Annotated in this window: 19 protein-coding genes; 17 read left to right on the top strand and 2 right to left on the bottom strand. The window is 45.0% G+C overall.

The genetic code is table 11. The annotated features are described in order from the left end of the window. Positions 1–166 precede the first annotated feature (166 nt). Entirely contained in the window at positions 167–1402 is a 1236-nt protein-coding gene (locus tag JOJ89_RS19990; protein ID WP_203289162.1) for a serine hydroxymethyltransferase, read from the top strand. Between the two features lie 48 nt (positions 1403–1450). On the opposite strand, the gene JOJ89_RS19985 is transcribed toward JOJ89_RS19990, so the two are convergent. Both JOJ89_RS19985 and JOJ89_RS19980 read right to left on the bottom strand, forming a co-directional pair. Then, positions 1451–2272: an undecaprenyl-diphosphate phosphatase gene (locus JOJ89_RS19985; RefSeq protein ID WP_203290397.1), complete on the bottom strand. Its 822-nt coding sequence runs from the start codon at positions 2270–2272 to the stop codon at positions 1451–1453. Between the two features lie 335 nt (positions 2273–2607). Beyond that, the gene (locus tag JOJ89_RS19980) at positions 2608–3012 is read right to left on the bottom strand and encodes a YfmQ family protein (RefSeq protein WP_203289161.1); all 405 of its coding nucleotides are present in this window, start codon (positions 3010–3012) and stop codon (positions 2608–2610) included. A gap of 196 nt (positions 3013–3208) precedes the next feature. Here JOJ89_RS19980 and upp point away from each other — a divergent pair, with 196 nt between their 5' ends. The 16 genes from upp (at position 3209) to JOJ89_RS19900 (ending at position 18570) form a co-directional block, all read left to right on the top strand. After that, positions 3209–3838, top strand: a complete 630-nt coding sequence (gene upp, locus JOJ89_RS19975) for a uracil phosphoribosyltransferase (RefSeq protein WP_029283345.1) — start codon at positions 3209–3211, stop codon at positions 3836–3838. 72 nt (positions 3839–3910) lie between these two features. Next, on the top strand, positions 3911–6157 hold the full coding sequence (locus JOJ89_RS21330; RefSeq protein WP_277987842.1) for a S8 family serine peptidase: 2247 nt from the start codon (positions 3911–3913) through the stop codon (positions 6155–6157). 184 nt (positions 6158–6341) lie between these two features. Next, entirely contained in the window at positions 6342–6563 is a 222-nt protein-coding gene (locus tag JOJ89_RS19965; RefSeq protein WP_029566597.1) for an AtpZ/AtpI family protein, read from the top strand. 7 nt (positions 6564–6570) lie between these two features. Beyond that, positions 6571–6939, top strand: coding sequence for an ATP synthase subunit I (locus tag JOJ89_RS19960; RefSeq protein WP_029283350.1), 369 nt, complete (start codon positions 6571–6573; stop codon positions 6937–6939). A 20-nt stretch (positions 6940–6959) separates the two neighbouring features. Next, positions 6960–7670: a F0F1 ATP synthase subunit A gene (gene atpB / locus JOJ89_RS19955; protein ID WP_029566599.1), complete on the top strand. Its 711-nt coding sequence runs from the start codon at positions 6960–6962 to the stop codon at positions 7668–7670. 57 nt (positions 7671–7727) lie between these two features. After that, complete coding sequence (gene atpE / locus JOJ89_RS19950) at positions 7728–7940, top strand: F0F1 ATP synthase subunit C (RefSeq protein ID WP_029283354.1); 213 nt, start codon at positions 7728–7730, stop codon at positions 7938–7940. A 176-nt stretch (positions 7941–8116) separates the two neighbouring features. Continuing rightward, positions 8117–8641: a F0F1 ATP synthase subunit B gene (atpF, locus tag JOJ89_RS19945; protein WP_203289160.1), complete on the top strand. Its 525-nt coding sequence runs from the start codon at positions 8117–8119 to the stop codon at positions 8639–8641. Continuing rightward, positions 8638–9183, top strand: coding sequence for a F0F1 ATP synthase subunit delta (locus tag JOJ89_RS19940; protein WP_203289159.1), 546 nt, complete (start codon positions 8638–8640; stop codon positions 9181–9183). The genes atpF and JOJ89_RS19940 overlap by 4 nt, the downstream gene beginning before the upstream one ends. 15 nt (positions 9184–9198) lie before the next feature. Beyond that, positions 9199–10707, top strand: a complete 1509-nt coding sequence (gene atpA / locus JOJ89_RS19935) for a F0F1 ATP synthase subunit alpha (protein WP_203289158.1) — start codon at positions 9199–9201, stop codon at positions 10705–10707. Between the two features lie 87 nt (positions 10708–10794). Further along, the gene (locus tag JOJ89_RS19930) at positions 10795–11655 is read left to right on the top strand and encodes a F0F1 ATP synthase subunit gamma (protein ID WP_203289157.1); all 861 of its coding nucleotides are present in this window, start codon (positions 10795–10797) and stop codon (positions 11653–11655) included. Positions 11656–11704: 49 nt separating this feature from the next. Continuing rightward, entirely contained in the window at positions 11705–13126 is a 1422-nt protein-coding gene (atpD, locus tag JOJ89_RS19925; protein ID WP_029283363.1) for a F0F1 ATP synthase subunit beta, read from the top strand. 26 nt (positions 13127–13152) lie between these two features. Then, entirely contained in the window at positions 13153–13557 is a 405-nt protein-coding gene (locus JOJ89_RS19920) for a F0F1 ATP synthase subunit epsilon (protein ID WP_029283365.1), read from the top strand. A 316-nt stretch (positions 13558–13873) separates the two neighbouring features. Next, a complete protein-coding gene (locus tag JOJ89_RS19915) occupies positions 13874–14821 on the top strand; it encodes a substrate-binding domain-containing protein (RefSeq protein WP_203289156.1) in 948 nt (315 codons plus the stop codon). Further along, entirely contained in the window at positions 14818–16248 is a 1431-nt protein-coding gene (locus JOJ89_RS19910) for a sensor histidine kinase (protein ID WP_203289155.1), read from the top strand. The genes JOJ89_RS19915 and JOJ89_RS19910 overlap by 4 nt, the downstream gene beginning before the upstream one ends. Before the next feature lie 5 nt (positions 16249–16253). Next, positions 16254–17819, top strand: a complete 1566-nt coding sequence (locus JOJ89_RS19905) for a response regulator (RefSeq protein ID WP_203289154.1) — start codon at positions 16254–16256, stop codon at positions 17817–17819. Positions 17820–17904: 85 nt separating this feature from the next. Next, positions 17905–18570, top strand: coding sequence for a TIGR03943 family putative permease subunit (locus JOJ89_RS19900; protein WP_203289153.1), 666 nt, complete (start codon positions 17905–17907; stop codon positions 18568–18570). Positions 18571–18747 lie beyond the last annotated feature (177 nt).

The raw sequence follows: 18747 nt of genomic DNA, 5'->3' as shown, positions 1-18747 counted from the left end.
TGTGTTTTATTCGTTATTTTAGTGCTTTTTTATCAAAAATAACGCAATAGAACGAAAATCACGCATAAATCTATTACATTCTTCTTTCTGAACGTGTACAATGTAGATGAATGAAAATGTGAAACTGTCAGCAAAATCGTTTGAATTGGATAGGGGGATTCTTAGCATGAAACATTTAAGCAAGCAGGATACTAGTGTATTTGAAGCAATCCAGGATGAACTGCAGCGCCAGCGCACGAAAATTGAGCTGATCGCGTCTGAAAACTTCGTAACAGAAGCAGTCATGGAAGCCCAGGGCTCTGTATTAACGAACAAATATGCAGAAGGCTATCCGGGACGCCGCTATTATGGCGGCTGTGAGCACGTAGATGTTGTGGAAAACATTGCAAGAGACCGCGCGAAAGAAATCTTTGGTGCTGAGCATGTCAACGTGCAGCCTCATTCAGGCGCACAGGCGAATATGGCTGTTTACTTCACGATTCTTGAGCACGGAGATACTGTTCTCGGTATGAACCTTTCACACGGCGGCCATTTAACTCACGGCAGCCCGGTTAACTTCAGCGGAGTTCAGTATAATTTCGTTGAGTACGGCGTTGATAAAGAAACACACCGCATCAATTACGAGGACGTCCTTGAAAAAGCACGCCTTCACAAGCCTAAGCTGATTGTAGCAGGTGCGAGTGCTTATCCGCGTGCAATTGACTTCAAGAAGTTCCGTGAAATTGCAGATGAAGTCGGCGCTTATTTTATGGTCGATATGGCCCACATTGCAGGCCTCGTGGCTGCAGGCCTTCATGAAAACCCTGTTCCTTACGCTGATTTTGTGACAACAACAACGCATAAAACGCTTCGCGGTCCGCGCGGCGGCATGATTCTCTGCAAAGAAGAATATGCTAAAAAAATCGACAAATCCATCTTCCCTGGCATTCAGGGCGGTCCGCTTATGCATGTGATCGCTGCAAAAGCTGTTTCGTTTGGAGAAGTCCTGCAGGATGAGTTCAAAACGTATGCATCAAACATTATTGCGAATGCAAACCGTCTGGCAGAAGGCCTGAAAAGCCAGGGTCTGAATCTCGTATCTGACGGAACGGACAACCACCTCATTTTGATCGATGTCCGCTCACTTGGCCTGACTGGAAAAGTGGCTGAGAAAGTACTTGATGATGTCGGCATTACAGTCAACAAAAACACGATTCCATTTGATCCTGAAAGCCCGTTTGTAACAAGCGGCGTGCGCATCGGAACGGCTGCAGTAACAAGCAGAGGCTTCGGTCTTGAGGACATGGACGAGATTGCTTCTATTATGGTTCTTGCTCTCAGCAACCATGAAGACGAGGCGAAACTAGAAGAAGCGAAAAACCGTGTTGAAACACTTACGGCTAAATTCGATTTATACTTGTAATTTACCCATACAAAAAGAGCAAATCCCCGCGGATTTGCTCTTTTTCTCTTACAAGAATACGAAATAAATAACGGCTGCAAGCACGATGCGGTAAATCGCAAACGGCACGAGCTTAACTTTGTTGATAAGGGCCAGGAAGAATTTAATCGAAATCAGGGCAACAACAAATGCACTGATGAACCCGGCAATGAAAAACGGCAGGGCATCAAGGGTGAAGTACTCCCAGTTTTTCAAAAGGGAAAGCCCGCTTGCTCCGGCCATGATCGGCACGGCCATAATAAACGTGAAATCTGATGCTGTTCTGTGGTTCATTCCGAGCATGACGCCCCCGGAAATCGTTGAGCCTGAACGGGAAAAACCGGGCCACAGCGATAAACACTGAATCAGGCCGACCAAAAGGGCCTGTTTGTAAGTGATTTTGTCTACCGTTTCCGTCGTAACCGTTCGTTTTTTCTGTACAAAATCGGCCGCAATCATCAGGAAAGCACCGACTACAAGTCCGATTAAAACCGTGTTAATGGAAAATAGATGTTCATCAATATAGTCTTCAAACAAAAGACCAAAAATTCCTGCAGGAAGCAAGCCTACAAACACCTGCGACAGCTTTAATTTTGTCTGCTTTTCTTTTGCTGTTTCTTTTTTAAGCCCGAGCAGGCTGATGAATCGTTCTCTGAAAATGATGACAACCGCAAGAATGGATCCGAGCTGAATCACAATTTTAAATGTATTGGCAACTTGCTGGCCATACAGTTCTTTGGACTGAAACAGCAGATCATCAAATATAATCATATGTCCAGTAGAAGATACCGGTGCAAACTCTGTTAATCCTTCCACAATGCCAAGCACAACTGCAACAAAAATCTCCCACAAATTCAAAATTCCATTCACCTCATGTCTGTCTAATTAAAAAACACTCTTTGATGATTTTAAACGTTAAGCAGGTAGAAGTCTATGAATTTCATGAAATTGTAAATTGATGTAAAGAGGGACTGGTCTAAATGACACAACTTCGCATATCGTAAAACGGCGTTTAAGTGAATCTTGGCCAGGCCATTTTATATAGTAGGAAACGTTGTGTGGGAAAGCGGACCGGGAACATCCGTTTCAAGCTTTCAAAATTAAATGCTGCAAAGCAAAAAAAGCTGCCGGACACGATGCCGGCAGCTTTTATTAGTTATAAGTATGGCCATTTCCAGCTGCTGCTTTCAACATTCTTGCAGGCTCTCAGACCGCAGGCTATAGGCCACTGTTTTCTTTTTCCCGTGCTTGAATACATCTGCATGGCCGCTGTAAATATACACAGACAGCGTTACACCCCTTTTTCCCGTATTTACATCAATAATAAAAGGAGTGACCGTTTTGCTTGCAGGCAGATTGTATTCATTGTATTTATCAAAAAATGTTGCTTCATTAAACATGCGGATAAATTGAGTTTTTTCTTCGCCTTCCAAACGTTTTCCGCTGAGGGTTACAGTGGCACTCTCTTCACTGAGCTTAGAATGAAGGGCGAATTTGCCGAGCAGCCATTCAACAACGAAGGTTGGCGGACTTGCAATAATTACTTTAAGCAAACTAATTGCAATTGTCAGAATGATGAAACCGGTTGTCATCTATCGTTCATCTCCAAAAAAGTGAATGTATAGCCAGTATAGCTTTATGTTAACATAGATGGTTTTTTGAATTGTGTATGTTCTATGAAAGTTGCCAATCCATATAAACCCATAAAATAAATCTCCCATCCTCCTTGAAACGGCTCTTCTTTTTCTGTAAAATCTATTGAAGTGCATTAGAAAAGGAGATGAGCTGATGGGCAAAGTTTACGTGTTTGATCATCCACTTATACAGCATAAACTGACATATATCCGCGACGTCAAAACAGGCACGAAAGAGTTTCGCGAGCTGGTTGATGAAGTGGCGAGCCTGATGATGTTTGAAATCACAAGAGACATGCCTCTTGAAGAAGTAGAGGTTGAAACACCTGTACAAGTAGCAAAATCCATGGTACTTGCAGGCAAAAAGCTTGCGATTGTTCCAATTCTGCGTGCCGGTCTTGGAATGGTTGACGGAATCCTTAAATTGATTCCGGCTGCAAAAGTTGGACATGTAGGGCTTTACCGTGATCCCGAGACGCTAAAACCGGTTGAATATTACGTGAAGCTTCCATCAGACGTAGAAGAGCGCGAGTTCATCGTTGTCGACCCAATGCTTGCTACAGGCGGCTCAGCGGTAGAGGCGATTAACAGCGTGAAAAAGCGCGGCGCTAAAAACATCAAGTTCATGTGCTTGATTGCAGCTCCTGAAGGCGTTGAAATTGTGAAAGAAGCTCATCCTGATGTCGACATCTACATTGCGGCACTTGATGAAAAATTAAATGATCACGGATATATCGTCCCTGGCCTCGGTGATGCCGGAGACCGTATGTTTGGAACGAAATAAGCGGAAAATCCTCCTTTTACAAGGGGGATTTTTTTATACCCATTTGAGAAGGATAAAAGAGAGGTGACGGTGATGACAAGCAAATTCATTCTCTCTATTTTTCTCATGGCATCCATTTTTCCAATACATACAAGTGCAGTAACCTATCCGGAAGTGCCTGCCATTCCGGACGTATCTCCCAGCCGCACAGAAACAGTAATGATCATTGTAGAGAAAGCTCATGCGCAGGACTTTTCTGAAATAATCAAAGTAAACTATCCCCGAGTGAAAATCCGCCAGACGTTCGAAAAAGTGTTCAGCGGCTATTCGCTTGAAGGCAGCCATAACGATTTAATGGCTCTCCAAAAGGAGCCACATATTATCCATGCCAGTCCGGTCGCGTCTTATCAGGTAGATCTTGAAGAAAGTGTACCGTTCATAGGCGGTGACGATGTGAGGGGGCTCTTTGATTCAAAGCAGCACCGCCTGACAGGAGAGGGAGTAAAAGTAGGCATCATTGATACGGGCATTGATTATACCCACCCGGATTTATACCGCAGCTATGCCGGCGGGACAGACATCATTGACGGTGATGATGATCCAATGGAGACAAAAGCGACTGACGGCACGGAAACTCTCCATGGCACACATGTGGCAGGGATTATTGCGGCAAACGGCAGGCTGAAAGGAGTAGCGCCTGAAGCGGAAATCATCGCATACCGCGCACTTGGCCCTGGAGGATTCGGGACAAGCGAACAGGTCATTGCAGCGATTGAAAAAGCGATTGAAGACAAAGTGGATGTGCTGAATTTGTCGCTAGGAAATATGGTCAATGGACCGGACTGGCCAACCAGTCTTGCGCTTGACCGCGCGGTAGAGCACGGCATCACAGCGGTTGTATCCACCGGTAATTCCGGTCCCGGTGTCTGGACAGTCGGTTCACCGGGGACGTCCAGCAAGGCTATTTCTGTTGGCGCCTCAACTCCTCCGCAGCGGATTCCCTACCTCACAGCAAGCGGCTCAAGGAGAGAAATACCGGTCACTCAGATGGCTGGTGCAAAAGAGTGGACGCTGCACCAGGGAGAAGAGATGGTATTTGCCGGAATTGGCGAGGAACATCAGTATTCTCCAGACATGAAAGGGAAGGTAGTGCTTGTTGAACGCGGGAAAATCACTTTTACCGAAAAAGCTCTTTTTGCTGAAAAGATCGGCGCGAAAGCGGTTGTTATCTATAACAATATGAAAGGAAGCTTTGCGGGCAATCTTGAACTTCCGGCAAACATTCCGGTTGTCTCCATTTCAAAAGAGGACGGCTTGTGGCTGAAAAAACAGCTGAACGAAAAACCGGTGATCCGAACGGTTTACCGGAACGAATCAGATCAGATGGCTGATTTCAGTTCAAGGGGCCCCGTTACCCGGACATGGGAGATCAAGCCTGATGTTGTAGCTCCCGGAGTAGCGATTGACAGCACGGTCCCTGAAGGGTATTTAAGCCTCCAGGGTACAAGTATGTCAGCACCTCATGTGGCAGGGGCGGCCGCACTGATCAAGCAGGCCCATCCGGAATGGAAACCGGAGCAGATCAAGGCTGCCCTCATGAATTCCTCCAGGCCTCTGAGCGGGAAAAAGGCGGACTATTATCAGCCGATCGAACAAGGTGCCGGACGAATAGACGTTATGAGGGCACTTGAAACAGAAGCCCTGATGTATCCGGGTGCGCTGTCGTTTGGCCAGGTTATTACAAAAGGCGGGGGAAGCACTCAGAAAAAGGTAAAGCTGACACTTGATAATCAATCAGACAAAGAAGTCGTCTATTCGTTTTCCTATCCTTTCTATAAGAATGGTCTGCAGTGGGACATGCCCGAGAAAACGGCAGTGGAACCAGGCGGGAAAAAGGATGTATACGTAAAAGTGAATATCTATGCAAACAAGCTGGAAAAAGGCCTGCATCAGGGATGGATTAAAGCAGAAGCGGACGAAACGGTCAGGGAGCTTCCGTACTTGTTTGTAGTGGATGAACCGGATTACCCGCGGGTGATGGGTTTTGAGTTCGGATTCGGAGATTCGGCAGGAGTCTATCAGTATGAACTGTACTTGCCGGGAGGCGCGGATGAAATGGGCATCGCACTCTATGATCCGGACACACTTAGGTTTGTGGGGTTTCTGGACTGGGGCAGGGATCTTCAGAAGGGGGCCGTTAAAAAGACGTTCAGACAAAAGGATCTGGGTCTTGAAGACGGGCTTTACAAAGCAGTCGTTTTTGCAAGAAAAGGGGACAGGGAAGACACGTTTGAAACAGACCTTATCTTAGAAAATCCCAAGAGAAATCTGGGAAACTGAGTAATTGTGAACTTTTTGTGATAGGCTTTTTTGATTGTCAAGTTTTTGGTTTTAAAGCAATTGACATTAAATAGAGCCTATTGTATGCTAGACGAGGGTAAATGATAAGGTTTTCATAACGCTTTCAATTACCCGTTTCTATCCCCAGATAAACCCTTTATTAATCTATTAGCGAGGCGGTCGAATGCGCAAAAAAGAGCGTCATCCCATGCAGGCAATGGCCCTTATGACAGGCATTCTGTCTCAGCTAGTCGGTTCAACACTAATTGGCATCTTTTCAGGAAGATGGCTCGACCGATATTTCCATACTGAACCGCTTTTTATGATCATTGGCCTTTTCATAGGCCTGGCAGCAGGAATTACTGCCATGATCAAGCTTGTCCACCACTTTTTTTCAGGAGACTGAATCATTCATGTTTGATTTGCACCAGATGTACCGAAGATACCGGAAATATATGTTCCTCCTGCTGTCTCTTTATGCCTTGGGCTGGGGATTCACAGGGCATCAGTCTGTCTTTTTGGGGCTTGCGCTCGGAACATCACTCAGTTTGTTTAACTTATGGTCAATGGTCCGCAAACAACTGCAATTTGGTGAGGCTGTTCAGCAGAATAAGAAGGTCAGGTCACTTGGTACGGCAACAAGGCTTGCGTCAGCGGGACTCGCTGCACTCCTTGCAATGAAGTATCCGGAATACCTGAATATGGTTAGTGTCATTATTGGATTAATGACAGTTTATATCGTCATTATGATAGATTATGTTTTCCAACACTCACGCGCTTAGCCGGAAGAGAGGTGAATCTATTGCATCACGGAGCTCCTATAGTTGAGTTTTTAGGTCTTACTTTTAACTTATCCAATGTTTTAATGATCACTGTTGCCAGTGTTATCGTATTTCTGATTGCGGTAATGTCAACACGCAGAATGGCGATGAAGCCGACAGGCATGCAGAACTTCTTTGAATGGGTGGTCGATTTCGTCAAAGGAATCATCAACAGTTCAATGGACTGGCATACCGGCGGACGATTTCTCACGCTCGGCGTTACCCTGTTAATGTACATATTTGTCTCAAATATGCTGGGACTGCCGTTCTCAATTGCAGTTAACCACGAGCTATGGTGGAAATCACCGACAGCAGATCCGACGATTACACTTACTCTTGCAGTCATGATCGTGGCTCTTACACACTACTACGGTGTGAAAATGAAAGGAACTTCTGAGTATGGGAAGGATTTCTTCCGTCCGATGGCGTTTCTTTTCCCGATTAAGATCATTGAAGAGTTTGCCAACACATTAACGCTTGGTCTTCGTCTTTACGGTAACATCTATGCTGGTGAAATCCTTCTGGGTCTTCTGGCTGGCCTTGCTACAACAGGCGTGCTCGGCGCTGTATCAGCCGCACTTCCAATGATGGTATGGCAGGCGTTCAGTATTTTTGTAGGTTCGATCCAAGCATTCATCTTTGTCATGTTAACTATGGTTTATATGTCTCACAAAGTGAGCAGCGACCACTAATTAATAGGTAACAACTGTTTAAAAAAACTTTTACTATTTTGAGAGGGGATTTAAATAATGAATTTAATCGCAGCTGCAATTGCAATCGGCTTAGCGGCACTTGGTGCTGGTATTGGTAATGGTCTTATCGTTTCACGTACAGTAGAAGGTGTTGCTCGTCAGCCTGAACTTCAAGGTAAGCTTCAAACAATCATGTTCATCGGTATCGCACTAGTTGAGGCACTTCCGATCATCGGAGTAGTTATCGCGTTTATCGTACTTGGAAGTTAATAAGGAGACATTCGTCTCTACATAAATGGCGAAGATCGTGCAGAACCCTTCTTCGCCATTGCTTTATGTTTTTATATTCATGCAGCAAAGATTCAGCCGAGAATCAAAACGTACAATCTCGAGCTTTTTTTCATAGTAACCCATCATGGAACACTTGAAGGGAGTGAAACCGGGCAATGGTAACGTCAAACTTAGTTGTTGGAGCAGGTGCAGGTTTAACATTAAACACTGGAGATATTTTATTCCAGCTGGTTATCTTCTTAATCTTACTCGCATTGCTGAGAAAATATGCTCTTGGACCAGTCATGGGCATCATGAAACAGCGTGAAGAGCACATCTCAAGCGAAATTAATGCGTCTGAAGCAAAGCATGCAGAAGCAAAGAAGCTTGCTGAAGAACAGCGTGAACTTTTAAAACAGGCAAGAACAGAAGCGCAAAGTTTAGTGGAAAGTGCGAAGAAGCTTGGTGAAAAGCAAAAGGAAGAAATTATTCTGGTAGCTCGTTCAGAGGCAGAACGCATCAAACAATCTGCGCTTAAAGAAATTGCGACGGAAAAAGAGCAGGCCATTACAGCTCTCCGTGAGCAAGTTGCATCACTTTCTATTTTAATTGCGACGAAAGTAATTGAAAAAGAATTGAATGAGAAAGAACAAGAAAAGCTTATCCACGATTATATCAAAGAGGTAGGCGAAGGTCGATGAGTAAAGAAATAGTTGCAGCTCGCTATGCATTGGCTCTTTTTCAAATCGCTAAGGAAAACCGCACGATTGACCAGATTGAAGAGGAACTGCTTGTCATCCAGAAGGTAACAGCGGAGAATCCTGATTTATTGAACGTGCTTACACATCCCAAAGTGCTGCTAGAAAAGAAAAAATCCATGATGAGTGAAGCGTTTGCTTCTTTATCTCAACCTGTTTTAAGTACGGTTCTTCTATTGATTGAGCGTCAGCGGATCAATGTGATTCCTGAGCTTGCAGAGCATTTTGTGAAACTTGCAAATGACGAGCGCGGCACAGAAGATGCGATTGTCTACTCTGTAAGACTGCTTGATCAGGATGAATTAACAGCGCTGTCTGATACTTTTGCCAAAAAAATCGGCAAAACTTCACTTCGTTTAAGAAACGTCATTGATCAGAATCTGATCGGCGGAGTTAAGCTTCGTATCGGCAATCGCATTTATGATGGAAGTATAAGCGGTAAGCTTGAACGTATAGAGCGACAATTAGTTGCAAAAAGATCGTAGATAGGGGTGAAACTCATGAGCATCAAAGCAGAAGAAATTAGTGCACTGATTAAAAAGCAAATCGAAAGCTATCAGTCTGATATCAAAGTTAGTGATGTAGGTACAGTTATCCAGATTGGTGACGGTATCGCCCGTGCTCATGGCCTCGACAATGTCATGGCTGGAGAGCTTGTTGAATTTTCAAACGGCGTAATGGGTATGGCTCAAAACCTTGAGTCAAACAACGTGGGTATCATCATCCTCGGACCATACGCAGACATCCGTGAAGGCGACGAAGTGCGCCGCACTGGACGCATCATGGAGGTTCCTGTAGGTGAGGAACTGATCGGACGCGTTGTAAACTCTCTGGGACAGCCTGTTGACGGCCTTGGTCCAATTGAAACAAAACATACACGCCCAATTGAGAGCCCTGCTCCAGGCGTTATGGATCGTAAATCTGTTCATGAACCGCTTCAAACAGGAATTAAAGCGATTGACGCTCTTATTCCAATCGGCCGCGGACAGCGTGAGCTGATCATCGGTGACCGTCAGACTGGTAAAACATCTGTAGCCATCGATACAATCCTTAACCAAAAAGACGAAAACATGATCTGTATCTATGTTGCCATCGGACAAAAAGAATCGACTGTCCGCGGCGTAGTTGAAACACTGCGTAAAAATGGCGCATTAGATTACACAATCGTTGTTACTGCATCTGCTTCACAGCCTGCACCGCTATTATTCTTAGCTCCTTATGCAGGTGTAACTATGGGTGAGCATTTCATGTACAACGGCAAGCACGTTCTTGTTGTGTATGATGACTTAACAAAACAGGCATCTGCATACCGTGAACTTTCCTTGCTCCTTCGCCGTCCTCCAGGCCGTGAAGCATATCCTGGTGACGTATTCTACTTGCATTCACGCCTTCTTGAGCGTGCTGCAAAACTCAGTGATGCAAAAGGCGCAGGTTCACTGACTGCTCTTCCATTCATTGAAACGCAGGCGGGCGATGTATCAGCATACATCCCGACAAACGTTATCTCGATCACTGATGGACAGATTTTCCTTCAGTCTGATCTATTCTTCTCAGGTGTGCGTCCAGCGGTTAACGCCGGTCTTTCCGTATCACGTGTTGGAGGATCTGCTCAGATCAAAGCCATGAAAAAAGTATCAGGTACACTGCGTCTTGATCTTGCTTCATACCGTGAGCTTGAAGCATTCGCTCAATTCGGTTCTGACCTTGATAAAGCGACTCAGGCTAAACTTAACCGCGGTGCGCGTACAGTTGAAGTTCTAAAGCAGGGCTTGAACAAACCGCTTGCAGTTGAGAAGCAGGTTGCGATTCTTTATGCATTGACTAAAGGATTCCTGGATGACGTTCCAGTCGAAGATATCAAACGCTTTGAAGAAGAGTACTTCTCATTCCTCGAGCAAAACAATAAAGCAATGCTTGATCATATCCGCACAACTGGAAATCTTCCTGAAGACAGCGACTTCCAGGCTGCGATCACGGCATTCAAAAAGACATTCGCGATTTCTGAATAAACTTGGTAAAGTATGAAGGTTTGCCTTCATACTTTATCTTCACGTAAATGAATCAGGTTGATTTTTATAAAAAGGTGGTGAGAACCTTTGGCATCATTACGCGACATTAAATCAAGAATCACCTCAACAAAGAAGACGAGCCAGATTACAAAGGCGATGGAGATGGTTTCAGCAGCGAAGCTGAACCGTGCCGAAAACAATGCGAAGTCATTTACGCCTTATATGGATAAGATTCAAGAGGTGGTTGCAAACATCGCTCTTGGCAGCACGGGTGTATCCCATCCAATGCTTGTCAGCCGTCCGGTGAAGAAAACGGCTTACCTCGTCATTACGTCTGACCGCGGACTTGCAGGTGCTCTCAACAGTAACGTTCTTCGTACTGTGCACCAGGCAATCCAAAAGCGCCATGCGTCGAAAGATGAGTATGCTGTTATCGCTATCGGTAAGATCGGACGCGAATTCTTCAAGAAACGCGGCGTGCAAATCGCTCTTGAAGTAACAGGCATTGCAGACGATACGTCGTTTGCCGAGATTAAAGATCTTGCAGCAAATACTGTAAATATGTTCAATGATGGAACATTCGACGAAATCTATGTGTACTACAACCATTTCGTTAGTGTCATCCAGCAGGACGTAACAGAGAAAAAGCTTCTTCCTCTTTCTGATCTTGATGTGACATCAGCAAAGAAAACATCTTATGAATTCGAACCTTCTGAGGAAGAGATTTTAGAAGTGTTATTACCACAATATGCTGAAAGTCTCATCTACGGAGCACTTTTGGACAGCAAAGCTTCGGAGCATGCTGCCCGTATGACGGCAATGAAAAATGCGACGGACAATGCAAAAGAACTTATCAACAGTCTTACTCTTTCATACAACCGTGCACGTCAGGCTGCGATCACTCAGGAAATTACGGAGATCGTCGGCGGAGCTGCGGCACTCGAATAGAAATTATGCCCATTAAGGGCTTTCAGACAGCAAGTTAGGAGGGAAAACGATGAATAAAGGACGCGTTACTCAAGTTATGGGTCCGGTTGTTGACGTAAAGTTCCAAAGCGGTCAGCTTCCTGAAATCTATAACGCCCTTAAAGTTACTTTCCAAGGACGCACTGAAGGCGAAGCTGCGTCAGAATTAACATTGGAAGTTGCCCTTCACCTAGGTGACGACACAGTTCGTACCGTTGCGATGGCATCAACAGACGGCCTTGTTCGCGGAAGTGAAGTACTGGATACAGGTGCTGCAATCTCTGTACCGGTTGGAGACGTTACACTTGGACGTGTATTCAACGTACTTGGAGACAATATCGATTTGGATGCAGCAATTCCTGCTGAATCTCGTCGTGATCCAATCCACAGACAGGCACCAAAATTCGATCAGCTTTCTACTGAGGTAGAAATTCTTGAAACTGGAATTAAAGTAGTTGACCTTCTTGCTCCATACATCAAAGGCGGAAAAATCGGTCTTTTCGGTGGTGCGGGTGTAGGTAAAACAGTACTTATCCAGGAGCTTATCAACAACATCGCTCAGGAGCATGGCGGTATCTCTGTATTCGCCGGCGTAGGTGAGCGTACTCGTGAAGGAAACGACCTTTACCATGAAATGACAGACTCTGGTGTTATCAAGAAGACTGCCATGGTATTCGGACAGATGAATGAGCCGCCTGGCGCACGTATGCGTGTTGCACTGACAGGTCTTACAATGGCTGAATTCTTCCGTGATGACCAAGGACAGGACGTTCTTTTCTTCATGGATAACATCTTCCGTTTCACGCAAGCAGGTTCAGAGGTATCAGCCCTTCTTGGCCGTATGCCATCTGCGGTAGGTTACCAGCCGACACTTGCAACTGAAATGGGTCAGCTTCAGGAGCGTATCACGTCTACTAACGTTGGTTCTGTTACATCGATCCAGGCGATTTATGTACCTGCCGATGACTATACGGATCCGGCTCCTGCAACAACATTCGCTCACTTGGATGCAACAACGAACCTTGAGCGTAAACTATCTGAAATGGGTATCTACCCGGCGGTGGATCCGCTTGCTTCGACATCACGCGCATTGTCTCCTGAAATCGTTGGAGAAGAGCACTACGCGGTTGCACGTCAAGTACAGCAAACACTGCAGCGTTACAAAGAACTTCAGGATATCATTGCCATCCTTGGTATGGATGAGCTTTCTGATGAAGATAAATTAGTCGTGCACCGTGCACGCCGAGTTCAATTCTTCTTATCCCAAAACTTCCACGTTGCTGAGCAGTTTACTGGTCAAGCAGGTTCTTACGTTCCTGTTAAAGAAACAGTTAAAGGCTTCAAGGAAATCCTTGAAGGCAAATACGACCATCTTCCTGAAGATGCATTCCGTCTCGTAGGACGCATTGAAGATGTAATCGAAAGTGCGAAGAGCATGGGTGTAGAAGTCTAATTTTGGGACGCAGGAGGGTATAGAGTATGAAGACAGTACAAGTCAATGTCGTTACTCCCGATGGCCCAGTTTACGATGCAGACGTCGAAATGGTAAGTGTAAAAGCTCAAAGCGGTGAGCTTGGAATCTTGCCAGGTCATATTCCGCTGGTAGCTCCTCTTCAAATCGGAGCAGTCCGGTTGAAAACAGGAAAATCCACGGAACTCGTGGCTGTTAGCGGCGGCTTTTTAGAAGTACGGCCTGACAAAGTCACAATCTTGGCACAGGCTGCCGAGACTGTAGAAGATATTGATCTAACTCGTGCACAAGCAGCAAAGGACCGCGCTGAAGAACGTCTGAACACAAACAAAGACGACATCGATTTCAAGCGCGCCGAGCTTGCACTGCGCCGGGCAATGAATCGTATTAACGTATCACAGAATAAGATTTGACATATAACCCCCGGGATTCCCGGGGGTTTTTATTTTGGGCTGAATTTGAGGGGATGCTTCGCCAGTTTCCCCGCTGGCTTGTTAGGGCCTAAGTTTGGCTTGTTAGATGGCAGTTTTGGCTTGTTAGGGCCTAAGTTTGGCTTGTTAAACAACTGGTTTGGATTGTTAGCAGCCTGTTTTGGACCGTACCCGTTCAAAATTGGACTGTTTCCCAAAGCAGAAGCCCCATATTTGATCGCGACGCTAAAATAAAAGCGTTTACAATACCGGCCAATCCCTTATAATGAATGAAAAGTCCTATAAATATGGTGATTTCATGACACTTCGTATAAAACTGGTTCTAATTGCTTTTATTCTTCTTTCTCTTTTTCCAATTTATCAGCTATTTCAAATCTATCAATCGAGTCAATCGTTTTCTGCGCAGGCGGAAGCGGAGGAGTACCGGTACCGGCTGGTGCTGATCTCACCCTATCTTGGCGATGCCTACTGGAATCAGGTGATCACAGGGGTAGAATCGGCAGCCGTTCAGGCTAAGGTCAGCCTCGACATTAAAGGGACCAATCTGCCTGATAACGAAGAGCTTCAAAAAGCGATGAATATGGCCATCTCCTCCAAGGTTGACGGCATCTTGCTGCTCGGCATTGACGATGCTTCTTTTAAAGAGACGATTCAAAAGGCCACGGTACAGGGAATTCCGGTCGTGACAATCATGGCTGACCTGCCTGACAGTCTCCGGAAATCCTACATCGGGTCCAACCACTATGAGACCGGCCTCGAGCTTGGAAACTACTTGAAAAAGACACTTTCAGTCAATGAAACCATCGGCATAATCAAAGGCAACATGGTGACATCTATTGAAAACGAAAGAATGAAAGGGCTGATGGACAGCCTTAAGGCCTCTTCTATTAAACTGGCTGAAACAGATAAGCAGCATCCTGAGGACCAGACCAATGAGCTCCTCAATCAGTATCCGTCCATGAAGGTGCTGATAGGGACGGGAGTGGATGACGGGGACATCATCGTCCGGACAATTGAAGCGAGGTCGGCCCTCTCAGGGTTTAAGGTCTATACATTTGATAATACCCAGGAAACGATGAATCTTTTGCGGAGCGGAAAGATTGAAGGCACAATCAGCCACAGTCATGCCTTAATGGGTGAAAAAGGCGTCGAAACCATCGTGAAATGGCTTGAAAAGAAGGACCTGCCTCTGCCCGTCACGACTTACACCAAAACAGGCGTGATGACGGAGGGAAGCAGGCCGTGACGAGAATCCAGAGAAAAATCCTCACGATGTCGCTCATCATTATCATGATCATGGGCGCCTTCTGGACAGCCATCAGCTATATTAATCAGAAATCCATTTATGAGTACAACAATATTCTTGAACGGTATCTGCTGCTGAATTCTGTTTCAACAACGAGCCAGACCGCGCTTGCAAAGCTCAGCCAGTATGTCAGCACACCTTCTCCTGCCAATCAGGCAAGCTATGAAATGCACCGCAAAAGACTGAACGACTCCAAAAAAAAGCTGGATCAGCTTAAAAATCAGGCGAATGCGATTGCTTTAACAGATTATATTTTCATGCTCGACAGCCAGATTGAAGCAATGGATTTAACGATGATGATGCATAAGCTCGATAAGCGCCAGAACTCGCAGGCTGCCTACGATGAAGCGCTGCAGATTTCCAAATTCATCGATGAAACGACGCTGCTGCTGTTTAAAAAAGAACTGACGAATCAGAAGCAATTTTATGAATCGATGATTGAAGTCACAAGCAGGCTCCGGTCTCTCGGCCTCTGGATTCTCGGGATCGTTCTGATCATTTCGATTGGATTTTCGTACTGGTTCTCAAAAGGCATCACCCGCTCGATCTATCTTTTAACTCAAGGGGCAAAAGAGGTGGCGGCGGGGAACTTTGATCATCCGATCAGGGTTAAAAGCAACGATGAAATATCGTTTTTGGCCAAGACGTTTGACAGAATGCGTGAAAACATCAAAGAGCTGGTTGCCGAAATTCAGGAGAAAGCGAAGCTTGAAAAAGAAATCAAAGAGTATCAGCTGCTTTTAAAAGAAAGTGAGTTAAAGAGGCTGCACAATCAGATCAATCCGCATTTTCTGTTCAATACGCTGAATACCCTGTCGAAAAAAGCCTATTTGGAGGATGCCCTTGAGACCAGCGATTTAATTTCGACAGTCGCAAACCTTCTGAGGTATAACCTCCGAAGTGTGGATGAAAATGTGTCGCTCAGGGATGAGCTAGAGCTTGTGAAGGAATACTTGACGATTTTAAAAGCGCGGTTCTCATCCAGGATTTCCTATGATTTTACAATTGAAGAAGCGTGCCTGGACTATGAAGTTCCGCCGTTTTTTCTGCAGCCGATTGTTGAGAATGCGTTCAAATACGGTGTGGAGCCGTTTGAGGAAGGCGGATACATCGGAATAAAGGTGTTTAGAGAGAACGGAGAGGTTGTTGTTTCCGTTGAGGACCATGGTCTTGGGATGACGGATTCCGTGAAGGAGCAGGTTCTGTCAGAGCAGCAGACAGGGTTCATTCAAAGCAAATCAACCGGTATCGGCCTGAGAAACGTTGTTCAGAGACTGCGTCTTTTTACAAACAAACGGGATGTGATGGACATTCAGTCATCAGCAGGGGGCACAGTCATCGCCGTCAAATTTCCTTCAGAGGGGTGAAAGAGATGAAGCTCTTAATCACAGAAGATGAAGAGATTGAAAGAATCGCGTTAAAGAAAATCATTGAAACAGAATTCAGGGACATTCAAATTGTCGGACTGGCGGAAAACGGGAGAAGAGCGATTGAACTAGCGGCAGACCATAAGCCCGACATTCTGCTGATGGATATAAAAATGCCCGGCATCAATGGTCTTGAAGCGATCAAGGAAATCCAGAAAATCGTGCCGGACGCTAAAATCCTGATTGTATCGTCCTACGATACGTTTGACTATGCCCAGCAGGCGCTGCGGCTCGGGGTAAAGGATTATCTGCTGAAGCCAAGCAAGCGGGAGGTCATTCTTTCTACCATTCAGAAGGTCATCGATGATATTAAAAAAGACAGGCTCGAATCGGAACGAAAGCAGCAAACAGAAGAACGCATGCAGAAAATGATCCCGATCGTAGAGGCCGACCTCGTCACACAGCTCTTATTTGACCATGTTCACGACGTTCATCTCCATGAATGCATGGGCCTATTGAATGTTGATCAGAAGCAGCCTTCCTATGTGGTCCTGATCCACTTTTCACAGGATACGCTTACCGGACGCCTTGAGCAAATGTACGGAGAGCTGAAACGGACCATCCAGCTGCACACAAAAGGCTGGGTAGGCCCGATGTCGGGCCTGCAGGTGCCGATTATTGTGTTTGCAGAAGGAGAGATTCACCAGTACCGCAGAAACGCGGTATCACTTGTGCAAAAAATCCTGCATAACCTAAGCGGTGTATTTTCTGCATCTGCGGCAATTGGAATCGGCAAGGCATACCCGGCGCTCGAGCAAATCAGACAGTCGTACTACGAAGCGCTGCGTGCCTCTATATCAGCAGGTTCTAAAGCAAGATACAGCTTTTACAGCGATATCATTTCCAATGAAAAAATCAAAGACAGAGATATGCACCACATTGAAGAGCTGATTCTTGAGGAATTGCGGATCGGTGAGTGGGAAGGAGTGCGCAGTCATTTTCAGGCAATGACCGCTTATTTTGAAAAATTTCAGCATCCGCTTGCTGAAGCGGAGCAAAAAGTCTATGACACTATGACATTAATGATCCGCTACTTGGATGAAATGGGTTTTGTGATTAGAAAACCAGTTTTTTCATTCAGCGCAGCATCCTATTTGCAAATGAAAACAGAAGTGAATTTTATTCTAGAAGATGTCATGAGACAATACAAGCGGGTGACTGAAAATCTTCAGGAGGATATTCCGAACCGCATGAAGCAACATATCAGGAAAAACTGCCACACCGATTTGTCGCTTGAGGCAATGGCAAAGGAATTCAGCCTTTCTCCGCAGTATGTGAGCAAAATTTTCAAAGAAGAGCTCGGCATCAGCTATATCGATTATTTGACAAAATGCCGGATTGAAAAAGCAAAAAAGCTGATGGAAAAAGGCTCCCGCAGCTTAAAGGAAATTGCTTTTGAGGTCGGTTATAACGATCCGAACTACTTCAGCCGTGTCTTTAAAAAAGTATGCAAAAAGTCTCCCAGTCAGTATAAGGATTCGCTGGTCTCCATTGGACAAAAAGATAAGTGATTGGGAGTTTCTTCTTAACGAAACTCCCTTCTTTTTTGTTACACTGAAAAGAGCAATTCTTATAAATGGAGTGGGAGTTAATCAAGTGAAAAATTTCTTAATGGCCGCTATCGGCCTTGTCATAATAGGAAGTATTGTTTTTATTTTTGGAATGAGCATGCAGCCGGAAAAAGCAGAGCCGGAAAAGCAAGAAGCTGCACAGAAAACAGAAGAACCATACGCAAATGCGAAAGAGTATTTAGAAGACCCGGACAGCTATATGGAAGAGCTGGATGAAAAGTATAAGCCTGAGCTTGAAGATGATCATCATGCAGAAGAGAAGCCGGATGATTATTACCAGAATCAAAAAAATGAACTACTGAAGATGGATACAATCATTCTTACAAATGAAAATTACACCTCCGTCCTGGATGTTCTTGACCGTTTTCCGAAAGAATTTGAGGGGAAACAGATTGAACTGACTGGATTTGTACACCGGGAAAAGGATTTTAAACAGACACAGTTTGTCGTTGCAAGAAGCGGTGATCCGTGCTGCAAGGATGAACATGACGGGTTATACGGTCTTTTTTCCGCGGCAGAAAATGCAGCGGATTTTAACGACCGTCAGTGGGTCAATGTCACGGGGGAGCTGCAGACTACTGTGTATTCATCCACTGAGATTCCCTATCTGCAAATTAAAGAAATCTCAAAAATAGATCCTCCTTCACAGCCATATGTTTATGAGGAAAAAGAAGAGGCTCATTCTCATTGACCGGCAAAGACTGTACCGCTAATGAACAATTGGAGGTACAGTCTTTTTTAGGAGAAAAGAAAGCGGTTTCTATTATTCTGAAAATAATGCTATATATCTTAAAAAAGTACAGAAATCACATTAAATAAACCGCTTACAAAGATGATAAAGTTAGTCTTGTAAGATTGATATTCCAAG

This window comes from Metabacillus sp. cB07 (assembly GCF_016839225.1).
GTDB classification, from domain to species: Bacteria; Bacillota; Bacilli; order Bacillales; family Bacillaceae; genus Bacillus_P; species Bacillus_P indicus.
This window is presented reverse-complemented; position numbering and strand designations above follow the sequence as displayed.